The following is a 16,218-nucleotide window of genomic DNA, read 5'->3' as shown; positions in this document are numbered from 1 at the left end:
TTACCCAATGACTGACCCACACTTAACCCGCCCCCATTCTATTTGGGCGCATTTAAAAGACGATGTTTCTGCCGGGATTGCGGTCTTTTTGGTCGCGCTGCCGCTCTCTTTAGGCATAGCCTTAGCGTCCGGCGCACCGCTTTTTTCTGGCCTGATTACCGGCATTATCGGTGGGCTGTTGGTTGCCCCATTAAGCAAATCGGCATTGGGCATCAGCGGTCCGGCGGCAGGCTTGGCGGTGCTGGTCTTGTCATCTATTGAAGAGCTGGGCTTTCATGCATTTTTGTTGGCGGTCATTATTGCCGGATGCTTACAAATCCTTATGGGGCTGGTTAAGGCTGGGGGCATTTCGGGGTATTTTCCGAGTTCGGTAATCAGCGGCATGTTGTCGGGTATCGGCATTATCTTGTTCCTGAAACAAATCCCCCATGCGGTCGGTTATGACCGCGATTATGAAGGGGATTTTCGTTTTGTCCAAAGTGACAGCTATTCGTCGTTCAGCGAATTGCTGCACATGTGGGAATCTACGTCACCGACGGCTATGGTCATTGCTTTAGTGTCGCTGCTTATACTGATCCTTTGGGAACGGCCCTTTATGCAGCGTTACCATTTTTGCCAATGGATGCCGAGAGTGCTGGTCGCCATTATTGTCGCTACTGGCCTTAATCAAGGGCTGTTGGTTTATCGGCCAGAGTGGGCGTTAACGGGCGGGCATCTGGTGGTTTTACCGATGATGAACACGCTCGGCGATTTTATCAGCCAACTGAATGCCCCTGATTTTGGCGCTTTCCGGCAAGCGAATGTCTATAAGGCGGCGGTGACGTTGGCGATAGTAGCAAGCTTGGAGACCTTGTTGGCGGTCGAAGCGATAGACAAGCTCGATGCCTACAGGCGTTCGACCCCCTCTAACCGGGAATTGATGGTGCAGGGGATCGGCAATATCAGTGCCGCGTTGTTAGGTGGCTTACCCATGACCCAGGTCGTCGTGCGCAGTTCGTTCAATGTTCAATTAGGGGCGAAATCGCGGGTATCGGCCTTTATCCAAGGGGTGTTGTTGTTACTGACCGTCATATTAATCCCGACGCTGTTACACAAAATTCCGCTGGCATGTTTGGCGGCCATTTTGTTGGTGGTTTCCTACAAAATGGCCCGTCCGCAAACGGTCAAAGCCATGTATCAAGCTGGGCTTTATCATTTTATCCCCTTTTGTGCGACGATTATCGGCATGGTATTGACCGATATTTTAATCGGGTTAGCGATTGGCCTGGTTATCGCGTTAGTGTCGATTTTATTGGAAAACCATAAAAACTCGTTTTATTTCCAGAAAATGCGCGTCGGTAACAAAACTATCCTGCGTCTGTCTGAACATGTCTCATTTTTGAACAAAGCCAATATCCAAAAAACCTTACAAGCCTTGCCTGCCCATTCACAAGTGGTCATTGATGCGACGCGCTCAAAATACATTGATTATGATGTCTACGAAATTCTTGAGCGGTTCCGGCAAGAAGCCCCGCTCCGGCATATCGGCTTGACGTTGCAAAACCTGCGCGGTTACGGCTCATTGCCGCCAGTGACTAATGCAGGGCCGACCACCTATAATGACCAACAAGCCTTAACACCCGCTCAGGTATTGGCGATATTAAAAGAAGGCAACGAGCATTTTGTCAATAATCTGGCATCCAACCGCAATTTGCTGGAGCAGGTTAATGATACCCGTCAAGGGCAGTTCCCTATTGCCATCATCTTAAGCTGCATGGATTCGCGCACTTCGGTCGAATTGATTTTCGATCAAGGCTTGGGCGATATTTTCAGCACCCGAGTGGCGGGTAATGTCATTAACGACGATATTCTCGGCAGTATGGAATATGCCTGTAAAATCGCCGGATCGAAACTGATTGTAGTGTTAGGGCATTCGCATTGCGGGGCGATTAAAGGCGCGTGCGACCACGTCCAGCTTGACCATTTGACGGGCTTATTGGCAAAAATCCAACCCGCCGTGACGGCGGTCAGTGCCGAAACAGGCCGTACAGTCAGTGCCGCCGACCCTGACTTGGTGCAGCAAGTCGCCGATAAAAGCGTATTATTGACGGTCGCGCAAATTAAAGCGCGTAGCCCTTTATTGAACGGGATGCTGGCCAGTGGCGAATTGGGTATTGTCGGGGGTATGTATGATATTGAAACCGGAAAAGTGCAGTTTTATGAGGGTGATGGGCTTAACGGGTAGTGCCTCTGTCCGGCTAGGCCTTGCCGCTTGTCTCAAGCGGCAAGGCCTGCGGATACGCTGATTTTGTGCAGGATTATTTTTTGATAATGGCTTTGTCGTCGATAAGCAATTCAGAAATGCCGCCTAAGGCAGCTTTTAAGGTGCAACTGGCGGTTTTAAAGCCGCCGGTTTTGCTGTTTTCCCCGACCCATTTCAAGGTGATATATGTTTCTTTATCGCTGACAGTTTCGGAAGGGAAAAACACTTGTTCCCCCGTGGCTTTTTTGATTTCCACCGGACATTTTTGGCTGGCCATGGTTTGGATGGCAACGTAATTCCTGATCATAGATGCCGCTTCCATTTCTTCTTTGGACTGTTGCTTATTGGTGCCGACCATAATGAACCCGGCAGCAAATACGGCGGCAACGGCCAACATAACTTTCATCGTCTCAGACATGGGTGTTTCCTCGTTATTATTTTCTGTGTTGGAACAGGGATGTCGTGTTACCGACAAGGTTAGGCATAACCTGCGGGGATATGCCGTGAAGCTTAAAACTCAATGCCTTGTTCGGCTTTAATGCCTTGCTCATAAGCATGTTTGACCTTGCCCATCTCGGTGACAGTATGCGCTATGGCCAACACTTCGGGGGCGGCATTGCGTCCGGTCAAAATCAGGTGCATCCAAGGCGGCTTATGGTCACGGATAAAATCGGCAATTTCCTGCCCGGAAATCCAGTTATAGCCGCAGCAGTAGTTAATTTCGTCCAATAGCACGACATCAAACGCTTGCGAGAGGATTTTCTCTTGACTAAATTCCCATATCGCCCGACTGGTCTTAATGTCTTGCTCAGGATTTTTGGTATCCCAGGTGAAACCGTCGCCTAAGGCGTGCCATTCGATATTGTCAAAACGGGCGGCGGCTTTTTGTTCGCCGGTTTGCCATTGGCCTTTAATGTATTGGATGACACAGACTTTCATATCCCACCCGGCAGCCCGGAACACCATGCCTAAGGCACTGGAGGACTTGCCTTTACCTTCTCCGGTATTGACCAATACCACCCCTTGCCGTCTGTCTCTGGATTTCATCATTGTTCCCTTAGTTGGTTATGCCGCCATTCTAACGCATCAGGCACTTTCAATCATGGTAAAGTTATCATATTCTGTGTGGTTTTAGATTTTTATTAAGGCCCGATCATCAAGTTTTTCATAAAACCCGTTTTGAAGCGGGAAGGGAACCAACGGCGGCAGGCTTTTTTAGACAGGCAGTGTGCCAAGTTTGCGATGCAACTGGCTCTGCCCCGAAAACTCATCCGGTAAACCAGCAGCGCACTGAACATTTTTTGCGGTTTGGACAGCGTGGATACTTTTCCTAAAATTGTATCCAGTAGCGGCATGGGTCTCTTCTTTATCATGGAGGGCTGAAATTATATTTTCTTCTATTTTCAAAAATTTTCCGAAGTATTAGTTATAATGCCTATCGCTAAATGACATAATCTTTTGGGTAAGACGATTAATCTCCCCCCTTTCTTTTTAAATTTGTAAGAGAAACAGTCTATGAACGCGAGTCCCAAACATCCTTATAAAGAACAGCCAGATAAAGCTTTTTGGAAAAAAACGGTTAGCGACCAATATCCTTTGGATATAAAAGGCTGGTATTCGAAAAAGTTTCCTATTGCAAATCAGCTTATTGCGGCATCAGGTAGTTGTTTTGCCCAACATATCGGCAACCAGCTAAAAGATCAAGGATTTAACTTTATGGACGTGGAACCTGCCCCGCCGTTTTTGGATAAAGCAAGCCATCTTGATTTCGGTTATGGAATGTATTCGGCACGTTATGGAAATGTGTACAGTTCCAGGCAATTGCTACAGTTGTTTCAACGGGCGTTTGGTGAATTTGTGCCTGAAGAAAATGCTTGGCCTAAAGAGGGTGGCTATGTTGACCCTTTCCGGCCAACGATTGAACCAACACCTTTCGTTAGCATAGAAGAGCTCACTGTTCATAGGGATTATCATTTGCAGTGTGTCAGAAAACTATTTCAAGAAGCGCAGGTTTTTATTTTTACGTTAGGGCTAACAGAAGTTTGGGTGTCTACACAAGATGGTTCGGTATATCCGATAGCGCCCGGTGTTTCCGGGGGCGTGTATGACTCTAACAAATACCAGTTGGTGAATTTGTCCTATGAAGATGTTGTTGAGGACATGACTAACTTTTTGAAAATGGTTCGCCGCGTTAATAAAAAAATGCGTTTCATTCTGACCGTTTCCCCCGTTCCGTTGATGGCGACAGCCACTGATGAGCAAGTGGTTGTCGCAACGATGTATTCTAAATCAGTATTGCGTGCCGCTGCCGGTTTTCTCGAAAAGCAATATCGTTTTGTGGATTACTTTCCTTCTTATGAGATTATTTCTTCCCCGGTTATGCGCGGACAATTTTATAATCCTGATATGAGAACGGTATCTGGTTATGGCGTTGACTACGTTATGAAGCAATTCTTTAAAGAACATCAAAAAAAGCAAAAGCCCAAAAATCTTGATGTCAACAAAGCTAAGCAGGCTGACACGAGGGATGAGGATGACGTGCGCTGTGATGAAGAATTATTGGCTGTTTTTGGGGATTAATCTATGAAAACGATGATTACAGGCGATTCGCATGCCGGCGCATTGAAAAAAGGTTTGGATATTTTAATCGCCCAAGAAAATTGGCCTACAGCACAGGAAATGAAAATAACAAGGATAGATGGGGCTAATAATTTGCTTGTCCCCTACTTTGTTGATCGGGGTGACCGCGCTGAACTTATCTATCAAAAATATGTAAAGAGCTTGCCGGTTACGGCAGAAGAAGGCCACTATGACTACTATGGCTTGTGCGCACCGTTACATGCGAGCAATTTATGGCGGAAGCAAAACTATTGGCCTGGTTTCACACCTTTTGCAGACAAAGCTGACGGGGATCAGGGCTTAATTCCCGTGTCAACAGCATTGTTGAAGCAAGCGGTTTTTCAAGAACAGGCTTATACTATCCAATTGCTTCAATTGTTGCAACGCGTAGGTGTTAAGCTGTTTGTTGTTGAAGCGCCTAGGCCGTTTAGACACCATAAGATACTGTCTAAGGTGCCCCCAGAAACCGTTATGTATATCGACACCTTTTATAAGAACCTCATCAAAGAATGGTTAACGTCAAAAGATATAGCTATTATAGAAGTACCCAAGGAGTGTTATGATGAAGAAGGATTTATGCTCGACCAATTCAGGGGGAGATCAGAAACGGATATGTTGCATGGCAACGAAGAGTTTGGTGTATTGATGATCCATGAAGTCCTTAAATTTTTACAATCGAAAAGCTGATTAGGGTTTCTGGCCTTTTATACCAGTTGTCGACGGCATGAAATGTCGAATGGGTTATGGCTTGCTGATAGTCAGTCCGATTCCTCAAGGTAACCTAATCACTGTAACAGTGGGGTCATAAAGTTATGATGAAAGCAATAGTCATGGGGTCTATGTTGTTTTGGGGCGGTGTATCCATGGCAAATCAATCCCTACATAAAAACCGCCTGTTCATTCTTTCCGGGCAATCAAATATGGCCCGCCTTAACCCAGACGACACCTTTACGCCAACCCTGCAAAAAGCTTTTCCAAACGATCATGTTGTTGTCATTAAAGATGCCCAAGGCGGACAACCGATTAGCCGCTGGACTAAACCTTCCGCATCATCTGGAGGGAATCTGCAATCGAAGGTGGGCGATTTGTATGACAGATTGCTAAGTACCGTCAAAGTCAGTTCAGCCGACGGCCATTTTGATACGGTGACATTTGTTTGGATGCAAGGGGAGAGCGATGCCAACAAGCGCCAAGGGGAGCAATATGAAAGTAAATTACGCGCAGTTATTGGCCAGCTCAAGCAGGATATGCAACGGGATGACCTTTATGTGATAGTGGGACGCATTAGTGATTTTGGTTTCAAGCGGCAAGATAAAAAAAGCGATTGGGAGAAAGTGCGCAATGCCCAAGTCCATATAGCCGAAACCGATAACCACGCCACTTGGGTCGATACCGATGACCTTAATGGCGGGATGGATAGGCTGCATTATACCGATGAGGGTTATAAAACATTGGGCGAAAGGTTTGCGCAGGCGGCAATTACTCTGATTAAGAAAAATGGCAGTTAAGGTTCTCTACGGCTAAGGAATTTTACTTCTATAACAGTATGAACAACATAGCATTCCATTCAATCCCCGCTTATCGGCAACTGAAAAAATTGCGTACCGCCTTGGCGATAGCCCAAGGCTGTGTGCTGTTAAGCGCCTTACAACGCGAAATTGAAAGCACCGTATCGCAAGACCAAGCCAAACGGGTAACTTATCTGACCGAGCTATTCTCGCGTATCCATCGGGAAATCTTTTTTGATTGGAAAGACCAAGCCACCGTCAGCCACAGGCCGGGCAACATGCCCGATGCCGCCAAGCGTAAACTGTTTCGGGAAACCATAGAGCGCTTAGTTTTAGATGGCGATGACAATAAAGACACCGCCATTTTTGACAATAACGGCTTTGTTATCCAAACCGACAATATTGCCGAACGCCTCAGCGTGTTTTACCAAAAAATGCGTGCCGTCAGACCCTTCACCTACGGCAACCGCATCACGCTAGACTTATTTATGGTCGCCTTGGGTAAATTGCCGGCTTTTAAAGCCGTCTATGAACAAGGTATTGATTTTCGGCGATTGGCTAAAAATGCTCCGTGGGCTTTGCACCACGAAGACAGCCATCTTGCCGATATTAGCCAAGCCTTTCGGCAAGCCTTAGACCCTCTGCGTAGCCGCTGTTTGCAAAACAGTGCTAATGGTTATGGTAAATGGCCGGAAAATAAAAAGTTTGTTTTAGGTATTCCGTTTCTCTCGCACCGCACCCCCGATGGCATCGATTGCTTAGTGACGGTCAACGGTGGGCTAGTGCCGCTGTCCAGCATCCGAGAAGAGCTGTTTCTGCCCGGCAAGCAATTTGCCGACTATCCCCTGAGCCTGTCCGAGCGGGTGATTGACTACTTGCCCGACACCGAAGCCCTACGCCCGCCCCATGCCACCGAAATTGACGGTATCAGTATCCCCGCGTCAGGCTTGGCGCCGCTATTCTGTCTGGATGTCAATATCCTGAGTGGCCTGCGGGCTCCCGGCCATACCGAGTTGGTCGAACTGATCAAACAATGTGCAGGCGAGGGTGTGACAATTTACAATCTGGCGCATAACGAAATTTTGAAAGGCGAATTGCTACAGGCGGCGGAAGGTGACGAGCGCTTGTACCGTGGCGTGGAGATTGCCTACGAGCGGGTCAGCCGGATGACCCAAAAACTGGAAAACGCCCGCAAACGGATTTTTGAAGGCAAAACCCCCGCCGCTCAGCCCAAGCTGTTTATGAGTATGGGCGGGGCCGGTTCCGGCAAGACTGCCGTGGAAGAAATCGCCACCGCCCAATGCGGCGCGAATTTTGTCATCGCTTCATTAGATGAATTCCGCAAGCTCAGCGATTTATACACGGTACTGACCGCCGCCAGCCACCACAGCGACGATTATGTCTTTGTCGAACCGTTTGCCAACCGCCTGCGCGGGGTCGTGTCCCAATACGCCAGAGCCTTACAGATCAATCTGTTATACGATGGTACCGGTATCCCTTACAAACCCCGCTACGCCGATATTATCGATAGTTTTAAAACCGCCGGTTTCCACACCCAAATCACCGCCGTCGATGCTTTTATTGTCAAACCTGAAGGCCGCGAAGATGAATTGCCGCGCTCCGCAGTCATCAGCAGCGTTAAAGACCGCTTCGCTAAAACCGGCCGCGCCTTGCCGTGGGTGGTGACGGTAGACAAACACATCCGCGCTCCCGGTTCTTTTCTGGCCGCCTTACAGCATCATGCCTTAGCAAAACTGTCGTTGTTCGCCAATGATGGCGAGCGTGACAAGCATTATCTGGTCGCCGAAAGCTTTATCTGTACTGACGACCAAGTCCGTGCCTTACACCGCCACCAAACCGCCGGATCTTTGGCCGGACATCTGCGCGACATCATGTTTTACCATGCGGATTCGGTGTTAAAAAACCTCGCCAACCACAACCCCGACACCATTGCCGCCTTAATCAGCCGCAACCCTGGCTTTGATGAAAGCAATGTCGCCTACCAGATTTACCACAGCAGCCACGGCAACCGTGTCCTAGTGATTTACAATGCCAGACGCATGGTCGATTTTGTCGAAAAACGCCAACTTAACCCCAATGCCTCAGGCGAGGAAGGTTTGCTGCATAAACCCGAAGCCTTGGCGTTTCATGTTGACCCGTCCGCCCAAGAGCCTTGGATGACCCGATTACAGGATTAGGGGCAGGCATAAAGTAGGGTTACGCACACGCCCGTTCCGCATACCAGGCTTTGCGTATCGCCACCGCCCAGCCTTCGATTTGTCCGCTATCAGGGCTAGCGGGTAGGGTGCTGGTGGCGAAGCTTGCATCTATTGCCGCCAGTTCGGCGGCGGCTTTTGCCATAAGCAGATCATAATCGAACTGCCCCGATTTAATCGCCAGCAATTCGGCACGGTCGGGGCGGCGCACCAGCGGTTGGCCGCTGGTGGCGATTTCTTGCGCCATGCGTAACAGCCGGAACGTGTGCATCATATTTTTGGCATCGTAACCGTTACCGTGTGCCAGAGTACCTTGATAGCGTGCTGGGTTGCGCTCTTGCTCCCATTGCCGATACGCGTGGTAATCACGCAGGCTACGCGCGTAGCCGTCTTTATTGAACACCAACCATGCCCTAGGTTTAAGGCCTTTGGGGATGGATGACAGGCAAACATCTTGCGAGGGCGCGGCGGGGTTGTCGGTACGGAACAGGCCATTAAAGCGAATAGGTTCTTGGCAATCGTCGGCATAAAACAGCCAATAGCCGCCTTGCACATGCGGCAAAACGCTTAGCCCACAGCGCTCTGCCTGCAAATGTTGCCGGGTCAGCCACGTTTCGGCAGGGTAGGTTTGGTCGCTGCCGATAATATGGCAATAGTCCAGCGGGCATGGCGGGTCGCCTGTGATGGGGTTGAAGATTTTTTTGTTCAGGCCTTTGGCGCGTTTGACTTGGCTTAAGGCGTAGCCTGCAAAGCTGTCCCGGCATAAACGCGACACCACGCAGTCTGGCCGGATCATCGCCAATAAAGGGTGTCGGTAGAAGATGCTTTCTTGAGGCGCGAACAACAGTTCGATACTGGACGGGTTGTTCTTGGCCAGCAACTTCATGTACTTGCCAAGTTCGTAATAGACATGGTCATTACGTTCGCTGCACACTTGCTCGGTATAGGTAAACCCAAAATAACGCTCGGCAGGCAGGATAAACACACCGCGCAAATCGGTGTCGGATTGCGGGGTATCCAAACCATAGGCGCGGCTGCCGCTTAAGGTGTCCAGCACGATAAGGTTTTGTTGTTTCAGGTCGGCTATGCTCAGGGTCATAGGCTTATCAGGAATTGTTTGAACAGCTTATCCAGATTGGCCGGATCGCCAGTGGCGGTCGGGAGCTTCGCCGCCGCTTGCTGGACGCGGGCGAGTTCGGCGTGTAAAAATTCATCCAATAGGGCAATCCGGTCAATCGGGATTTGTTCGTCGGTGTAGTGTTTACGCGCCAGCAAATCGTCGATACTGGCTTGAATAGCCGCCTGATTGTCCAGCAAGGCGCGTAACGGCGTAAACGCCATAGGCGGAATGCTTTGATAACGCTCAATCCATGCCGCCGCTAACAACGGCCTGAGCATGTAAAAATATTTTTTTATTTTCACCGTCGGGCCGGTCAGTTCACGCGCCATAGTGCCACGGCATAAGGCAAGATAATGGTGGCAAGCGGCAATCGGCGAATAAAATGGGGCTAAAGTCGCCGTTAAGGTCTGCAATAACCCGGCTTCCAAACCATGATAAATGGTAGGTGACTGCAACCACTCCCAGATCACCGGATTGCCCTTACGCGCCAGCCGTAAGGTTTTGCGCACATCCCAGCCGCCAACATCCAATACCCCCGCCGCGCTGTCTTCTAACGGCAAATCAATCACGTCACGGCCTTCTTCCAAAGCCAAATACCAATCCTGCGGATGGGCATAGATAAAGCGGACATCGTAATCGCTGTCCGGTGACGGAAAGCCCCAAGCCCGGCTACCCGATTCGCAAGCATAAAGGATAGTCACCTGATGTTGTGCGGCCAAGGAAGCCAGACGGGCTTTGATTAAGGCGGAGGCGGGCGGTTCGGATAAGGGTATGGACATGGCGGTGTGATAGGCTGTAATAGACAAGGGACATCTTCTCATAAACTAACAGGGCTTGCCTATCCCGAAACAATTTGCGGCATGGCCGGAAACGGACGATGATAACAGCTATTTTCAAACCTAACCTACTCAGCCGACGTTATGTACCAACCCACCCAATTTGTCCAACCCAGTATTGCCGTCATGCACGAGCTGATGCGCCAACGGCCTTTAGCGACGCTGGTGACGCTTGCCAGTGACGGCCTCAACGCCAACCTTATCCCTTTGCATCTGAGTGACGCACCGACACCGTTCGGCACGTTACGCGGCCATGTCGCCCGCGCTAATCCGCTATGGACGGACATCAACCCCGCTGTCGAGGTATTGGCGGTTTTTCACGGCCCGGATGCCTACATCAGCCCGTCTTGGTATGCTACTAAGCAAGACACCGGGCGGGTCGTGCCGACGTGGAATTATACCGTTGTCCAAGCTTATGGGCATTTACAGGTGATTGACGATGCCCAATGGCTACGCGCCCAACTGGCCGCCTTAACCGACCATAACGAAGCGGGCTTCGCCGAGCCTTGGGCGGTTGCCGATGCCCCACCTGAATTTACGGAACAGTTGCTGGCCGCTATTGTCGGCATTGAGTTGGTCATTACCCGCTTGTCCGGCAAATGGAAAGTCAGCCAAAACCAACCTGCTGTTAATCAAGCCAGTGTCATGGCGGGTTTGCAGGGTACGGGGCAAATGGCGATGGCGGACTTGGTCGCTGCTGGCGGGAAGGGTGCAGATTAGACCGGGTACTATGGAAAATTTGTCGCCATAGCCGAATAGCTGATTTTTTAACTACCCTACAACAGGTATTGCAGGGTCAAGACATTTTTTGCGGGTATACATTCACATAATTTTGCCGTAGATAGGGTTATGCTTAGCTGCCATACCCAATAGGTATGCCGGGCCCACACGGAAAACAGCATTATTTATAATCATAATTAATTGATTATAAATGAATATAATTTAGCATCAGGGCAATAGGTCCCGATATATAGCAAGCGTGGTGCATTGATGATTTTATACAAAAATAATGGCATAGCATTTGCTTTATTGTATAGATGATATTGGGCTTTTTTGGATAATGGGCGCACCCGTCCTAATACGGTCACAAACATGACGGCATGAGCAAATTAACGGTTTTAATTTCAGGCACGCCGCCTAAAACCCAAACTGCAACCATTACCGATGCCAGCCGTGTACAGCGGCACAAACCCAGTAATAAAAATAACCTATCAAGCCCGTAGGCTTTCTGTCTCCATCGACTAACCATGTCCATAGCACGCCAATTTAAAATTTTTTTTGACCGCTTAGATAACGCTAAAAAAGCCCTATTAGCCAATATCTTATTTCAAATGGGCTTGGCACTTGACGGGGGGTTAGCCGAATTGGATGAATTGCTGAACCAAAGCGGCTTGACGGGCGAAGAAAAGGCGCAACTGCATGAATTGCTGGCTAAGGCGGATATTTTACCGGTTGTGGTTATAAGCAGCGGCGGCAACAAAATGATGGCCTTAAGAAGAAAATAGGGGAGTTGGAGGCCAAAGGCATCCGCAACGCCGACAAGACCCCCAAGACCCGCAAGGACAAAGCTGAGCCAGCACCTTAAAAAAAGCCCGGCCAAATAAGACAATGCCGGCTATAGCGGCGGGCTTTATGGCTGGCTTCTACCTGACGGCATCCTTTTAGACACCCTTTTCCATAAAGAGCTAATTTATGCGCCTACCCTTATCCGCCCTCAGCAGTCTCGTTATCTGTACACTACTCTCTGGCACGGCGACGGCGGTAACGCCGGTATGGTCGGCAAAGCCAGTGAAAATCGCCTCCACCCAACAGCTTAAAGCCAATGGTGATGCGCTCAGTGGCCAACAAGTAGCCGTCAATGGCACAGGCCAAGCGGTAACGGCTTGGGTAAAACGGGTACAGCCGACATACATGTAAAAATAGGACATAGCGGCCAAACCCAGTTGATTATATCGGCAATGTCGGGTCTATAGGCTCCGGAATGGCATTTGAATCGATAACGTAATCGCCAAAACGCTTGTTCAAGCTCGAATGCCTGAAGATAAAACATAAAACCAATCATTTCGCTATGCGGGCCAAGCTGTTCGTCAAGGCCAACCAAATGGCTTATGAAGAGTTGCAAAAACTAAGGGCTGCGTAACATCAGTTAATAACGTATCAAAGCCGCCTTCTGATGCCGTCAGTTCGCCAGCGGCGACTTGCTTGCGCTGCTCAGCGGCCAACAACCCCGGAAACGACTGTTGCGCCGAACTGACCACCCTATCCAGGGTGAGTATCGGCGGGGCACCTGCTGCCGACACCAAAGCAGGCAACAGCAAAATCATAAATATAGCGGCTTTAACCATCACCCTTTCCCCCCTTCATCTTTCGCCTTGTTACCCTCTTCTTTTACAGCGTCTTTTGCAGCGTCTGCCCCATAAGGTTCGGGCAAAATCAAAGGCGGAAAGCCATTAAAAATCCGCCACAACTCATAACCCAAAGTGACCTGCCCTAACAACACCCAACCATTAACCCGAACGCCTTGGCGTAAGAACCGCGTACCAGGCCACGCTTTGTCATCACCGTCAGGCCTCACTAAAATCCGAAAATGGCCTTTACCGTCATCGGTTGCATCAATCAACGCCACCCGCCCCCCAAAAGAGCCGACAGAAAATTCAGGCCACCCGCCAAACTGTATCGCGGGATAGCCTTCAAACTGCAAGCGGACAGGGCTACCCGTTACAATCAACGGCAAATCGTTACCGTCCACCCATAATTCGACCGCCCGATCTTGCGTATCCGGGACAAAAATGGCCAATGCCTGTCCCGGCTTGACCATTTCTGCCCCTGGGTTCGCCAATAAGCGCAACACAACCCCATCACGCGGTGCAGTAACCGTTTGGGTTTGTTGCCGAGCCAAACGGGTTTGCAATTTTAAAATATCGGCACGGACGCTATTTTGGTCTTCAATCGCCTTACTTAATTCCGCGCGGGATTTTTCCACCGTAGCGGCGGCATCCGCCGCCAGTTTTTGCTGATCCGACGTTAACGCCGCCACTTCACTGGTTGCCGCCGCCAATGCCGCCTGCGCCCTTTCGGTATCCGCAGCACGTTGCGCCATATCGAGTTGGGATAACTCCAGCGTCCGTTGCGAAGCCAACCCTTTCGCCCTCAACTGTTGCTGTCTGGACAGATTTAAAGCCGTGGTCTGCTTAGCGGCCTGCGCCGCTTGCACAGCTTGTTCTGCCGCTTTCCGCCGCTCAGCCGCCATAGCCACACGCGATTGTGCCGCCGCTACGGCTTGGGGGCGGGCGCGTTCCGCCAACCGCAATTGCTCACGAAAGGTATTCACCCGGCTGTCGGTCGCTTCTTGCTTTGCCAAAGCCGCTACCTGCTCAGCCGCCAACCGTTGCAATAACTGAGGGTCGTTATCCAACAATTCCGCCAACACCTCGCCTTGCTTAACCTGTGAGCCTTCCCTAACCAACCACCGCGCAATGCGGCCCTCCACTTGGGCGCTAATCAATTGTTGGCGATCAGCAGGCGTATAAGCGACGATACGGCCAACACCGCGCACGTTTTGTTGCCACGGCGTAAAACCTAAACATAACAGCAACAGCAAGAACAACTTAAGCAAGCTCCGCGCAATCCGCTTGGCAACCGGTGCCGTCTCAACCGCTTTTAAGGTCGTCACTACCGACAATAAGGGCTGGTTTATTTCATCGTATTTCATAAGCCACCTTCATTTTTATTGCCTGAAAAGCGGTTGTCATCAAGCCTGATGTGCCTCTGGAACTGGGCAATAATGTCAGCACGCTGGCTAGTGGCAATCAACGTCCACGGCGCATCCTCGGCCAGCAAAGCCGCCATAACCGTCGGTAACACACGGCTATCAAGCCGATCCAGCACCCTATCCAACAACAACAAGCGGGGCCGTCCGATCAAAGCCCGCGCCAAAGTCAACCGCAAACATTGCTCATGGCTTAATGGCGAACCATTCGGAAGCAACAGGGTTTCCACACTGTCAGGCAATATTGAAACCGTGTCCGCCAAACCAACCGAAGCCAACGCCCGCTTAACCTCCGTTAAACCCAGCGCCCGCCCCAACCGGACGTTATCCGCCAACGTGCCGGAAAAAATCTCAGCCTCCCGCACCAGACTGACCGTATTGCGTAACTGTCCCAGATTAAGGTCACGCAAGTCTTGACCATTCAAACAAACCTGCCCCGACCGAGGCTCGCGCAAACCATAGATAACATCTAACAAACTGCCCTTAGCAATCCCTGCGCTAACAGCCAGACGTTCGCCTGGGGCAAGCTGAAAACTGACCTGATTAAGCGCGTCCAAGTACATGCTTTCAGGTAAGCAGAGATTTTCAACCGCAACCGTATAGGGCGCGTCTATCTGCTCCGGCATTTCGCCGTGGTCTTTTTCTTGCGGCAAATCCAACAAATAACCCAGCTTATCGACACTCGCCAACATATCGTAGAAATTCTCCAATGCCTTACCCAAGCGCGTTAAGCCGTAAATCATCGCCCCAACCACCAATTCCGCCGCAATCAATTGCCCCAAACTCAGCTGATCAGAAATCACCATCCAACCGCCCATACCCAACAACAAGGTATTGGCCAGCGCGTGCAAAATTAAGGCGCTGATATTTTGGCCGGACAACACCTTAAAATGCTTTGCGCAAGCATCCACATAATTTTTCGCAATCTGGTCGGTTTGGGCATTAAGATACGCCCGGTTTTCCGACGACTTGCCAAGCAAAGGATTGGCGGCTAGCTCCTCCAACCAAGCTGCCGCCTTATATTTGGCCTTAGATTGCTCAATGGCGGACGCTAAGCCATTTTTACCCATCCCAAACAAAATAAACGCCAACACGCACACAAAAAACAAATCAAAAGCCAGTAACAACGGATGATAAAACGCCAACAACAACATACCGATAACCGCCTGCAACACATAGCCCAACAACTCTAACAACATTACAGAGGCGGTTTTTTGCAACGTCACCACATCAAAAAACCGATTGGTCAATTCCGGCAGGTGATAATCGTTTTTAGCCGCATAGCGGATTTGCTGTAAGCGCACCGCCGTTTCGCCAAATAAGCGGACAAACACCCGCCGTTGCAGCATCTCCACCACATAAAACTGCAAGGCCAGCAAGCTGTTACTAAAGCCTAACAACACCAACAACACCACCGTCAGCACCAACAATGGCTGAAACAACGCGCCAAACGCAATCGTATTGACCAACGCCTGCACAGCAACCGGCGTGGCTAACGACAGCACCCCAATGCCGAGACCATAAATAATCAACGTGCCGATGTCTTCACGCTCAAGGGCGATAAGCTGTTGCAACCGCTGTAAGGGGCTATGCGCACTATTCATAAGATGCCAGTCCTAAAACAATCATTTACTTTTTTAAATAAGAAACCTACAATCATAGGCAATAAGATACTATTTATAAAAGATAGTATTACTATCAATATAGATTGTAAAGAAATTTTTGCCGGACAAAAAGAACCCTCATGGCCTCTGGACATGACAAAACCAAATTCACAAATAAACTATTGTTAAATCAAAAAATTACCGGACATATCGGCACACGGGCCGTTTTGGAAAGCAGGCGCAGCGTCGCGCAAAGAGGGCCATGCCAGCGGCTTCTGCTGCAAAAGACAGTTGCCGTCATGTG

The 16,218-nt window shown here is 49.8% G+C and carries 16 protein-coding genes and 1 pseudogene; 9 read left to right on the top strand and 8 right to left on the bottom strand.

Annotated features, from left to right (window positions below; genetic code table 11):
* Positions 1 to 7 precede the first annotated feature (7 nt).
* A complete protein-coding gene (locus CEK71_RS08750) occupies positions 8 to 2,224 on the top strand; it encodes a bifunctional SulP family inorganic anion transporter/carbonic anhydrase (protein WP_088619040.1) in 2,217 nt (738 codons plus the stop codon).
* A gap of 73 nt (positions 2,225 to 2,297) precedes the next feature.
* On the opposite strand, the gene CEK71_RS08745 is transcribed toward CEK71_RS08750, so the two are convergent.
* From CEK71_RS08745 to CEK71_RS08735, 3 genes are all read right to left on the bottom strand, one after another.
* Entirely contained in the window at positions 2,298 to 2,660 is a 363-nt protein-coding gene (locus tag CEK71_RS08745; protein ID WP_088619039.1) for a hypothetical protein, read from the bottom strand.
* Between the two features lie 92 nt (positions 2,661 to 2,752).
* Positions 2,753 to 3,289, bottom strand: coding sequence for a cob(I)yrinic acid a,c-diamide adenosyltransferase (gene cobO, locus CEK71_RS08740; protein ID WP_088619038.1), 537 nt, complete (start codon positions 3,287 to 3,289; stop codon positions 2,753 to 2,755).
* A gap of 168 nt (positions 3,290 to 3,457) precedes the next feature.
* Entirely contained in the window at positions 3,458 to 3,649 is a 192-nt protein-coding gene (locus tag CEK71_RS08735; protein WP_157679079.1) for a hypothetical protein, read from the bottom strand.
* 108 nt (positions 3,650 to 3,757) lie between these two features.
* Between CEK71_RS08735 and CEK71_RS08730 the strand changes: the two genes are divergently transcribed.
* The 4 genes from CEK71_RS08730 to CEK71_RS08715 all read left to right on the top strand — a co-directional run bounded on the left by CEK71_RS08730 (position 3,758) and on the right by CEK71_RS08715 (position 8,567).
* Positions 3,758 to 4,822 (top strand): GSCFA domain-containing protein, encoded by a 1,065-nt coding sequence (locus CEK71_RS08730; RefSeq protein ID WP_088619036.1) that lies wholly within the window; start codon positions 3,758 to 3,760, stop codon positions 4,820 to 4,822.
* A gap of 3 nt (positions 4,823 to 4,825) precedes the next feature.
* Positions 4,826 to 5,548, top strand: a complete 723-nt coding sequence (locus CEK71_RS08725) for a hypothetical protein (RefSeq protein ID WP_088619035.1) — start codon at positions 4,826 to 4,828, stop codon at positions 5,546 to 5,548.
* Between the two features lie 176 nt (positions 5,549 to 5,724).
* Positions 5,725 to 6,369 (top strand): sialate O-acetylesterase, encoded by a 645-nt coding sequence (locus CEK71_RS08720; protein WP_198328513.1) that lies wholly within the window; start codon positions 5,725 to 5,727, stop codon positions 6,367 to 6,369.
* A 38-nt stretch (positions 6,370 to 6,407) separates the two neighbouring features.
* Positions 6,408 to 8,567: a zeta toxin family protein gene (locus CEK71_RS08715; protein WP_088619033.1), complete on the top strand. Its 2,160-nt coding sequence runs from the start codon at positions 6,408 to 6,410 to the stop codon at positions 8,565 to 8,567.
* A 19-nt stretch (positions 8,568 to 8,586) separates the two neighbouring features.
* On the opposite strand, the gene CEK71_RS08710 is transcribed toward CEK71_RS08715, so the two are convergent.
* Positions 8,587 to 9,684, bottom strand: a complete 1,098-nt coding sequence (locus CEK71_RS08710) for a DNA polymerase beta superfamily protein (RefSeq protein WP_088619032.1) — start codon at positions 9,682 to 9,684, stop codon at positions 8,587 to 8,589.
* Positions 9,681 to 10,511, bottom strand: a complete 831-nt coding sequence (locus tag CEK71_RS08705) for a nucleotidyltransferase domain-containing protein (RefSeq protein ID WP_232463789.1) — start codon at positions 10,509 to 10,511, stop codon at positions 9,681 to 9,683. Before CEK71_RS08705 ends, CEK71_RS08710 begins: the two co-directional genes overlap by 4 nt.
* Positions 10,512 to 10,625: 114 nt before the next feature.
* Between CEK71_RS08705 and CEK71_RS08700 the strand changes: the two genes are divergently transcribed.
* The 4 genes and pseudogenes from CEK71_RS08700 to CEK71_RS24295 form a co-directional block, all read left to right on the top strand.
* A complete protein-coding gene (locus CEK71_RS08700) occupies positions 10,626 to 11,261 on the top strand; it encodes an FMN-binding negative transcriptional regulator (protein ID WP_088619030.1) in 636 nt (211 codons plus the stop codon).
* A gap of 527 nt (positions 11,262 to 11,788) precedes the next feature.
* Positions 11,789 to 12,046, top strand: coding sequence for a hypothetical protein (locus tag CEK71_RS08695; protein ID WP_088619029.1), 258 nt, complete (start codon positions 11,789 to 11,791; stop codon positions 12,044 to 12,046).
* Positions 12,047 to 12,233: 187 nt separating this feature from the next.
* Positions 12,234 to 12,458 carry a hypothetical protein gene (locus CEK71_RS22490; protein ID WP_157679076.1) on the top strand — a complete coding sequence of 75 codons (225 nt, stop codon included), beginning with the start codon at positions 12,234 to 12,236 and terminating at the stop codon, positions 12,456 to 12,458.
* Between the two features lie 100 nt (positions 12,459 to 12,558).
* Positions 12,559 to 12,681 (top strand): annotated as a pseudogene (locus tag CEK71_RS24295) (IS701 family transposase); the annotation flags it as partial.
* Here the strand turns inward: CEK71_RS24295 and CEK71_RS08690 are convergent.
* Genes CEK71_RS08690 through CEK71_RS08680 form a run of 3 tightly spaced genes read right to left on the bottom strand, consistent with a single transcriptional unit; the run spans position 12,629 to position 15,914 of the window.
* A complete protein-coding gene (locus tag CEK71_RS08690; protein WP_088619028.1) occupies positions 12,629 to 12,886 on the bottom strand; it encodes a hypothetical protein in 258 nt (85 codons plus the stop codon). The pseudogene CEK71_RS24295 and the gene CEK71_RS08690 sit on opposite strands and share 53 nt — an antisense overlap.
* A complete protein-coding gene (locus CEK71_RS08685; protein WP_088619027.1) occupies positions 12,886 to 14,253 on the bottom strand; it encodes an HlyD family secretion protein in 1,368 nt (455 codons plus the stop codon). Before CEK71_RS08685 ends, CEK71_RS08690 begins: the two co-directional genes overlap by 1 nt.
* Positions 14,250 to 15,914 (bottom strand): ATP-binding cassette domain-containing protein, encoded by a 1,665-nt coding sequence (locus CEK71_RS08680; protein WP_088619026.1) that lies wholly within the window; start codon positions 15,912 to 15,914, stop codon positions 14,250 to 14,252. Before CEK71_RS08680 ends, CEK71_RS08685 begins: the two co-directional genes overlap by 4 nt.
* Positions 15,915 to 16,218 lie beyond the last annotated feature (304 nt).

The sequence above is a fragment of the Methylovulum psychrotolerans genome (genome assembly GCF_002209385.1).
GTDB classification, from domain to species: domain Bacteria; phylum Pseudomonadota; class Gammaproteobacteria; order Methylococcales; family Methylomonadaceae; genus Methylovulum; species Methylovulum psychrotolerans.
The sequence above is the reverse complement of the archived record's forward strand: the minus strand, read 5'-3'. Positions and strand labels throughout refer to the sequence as shown.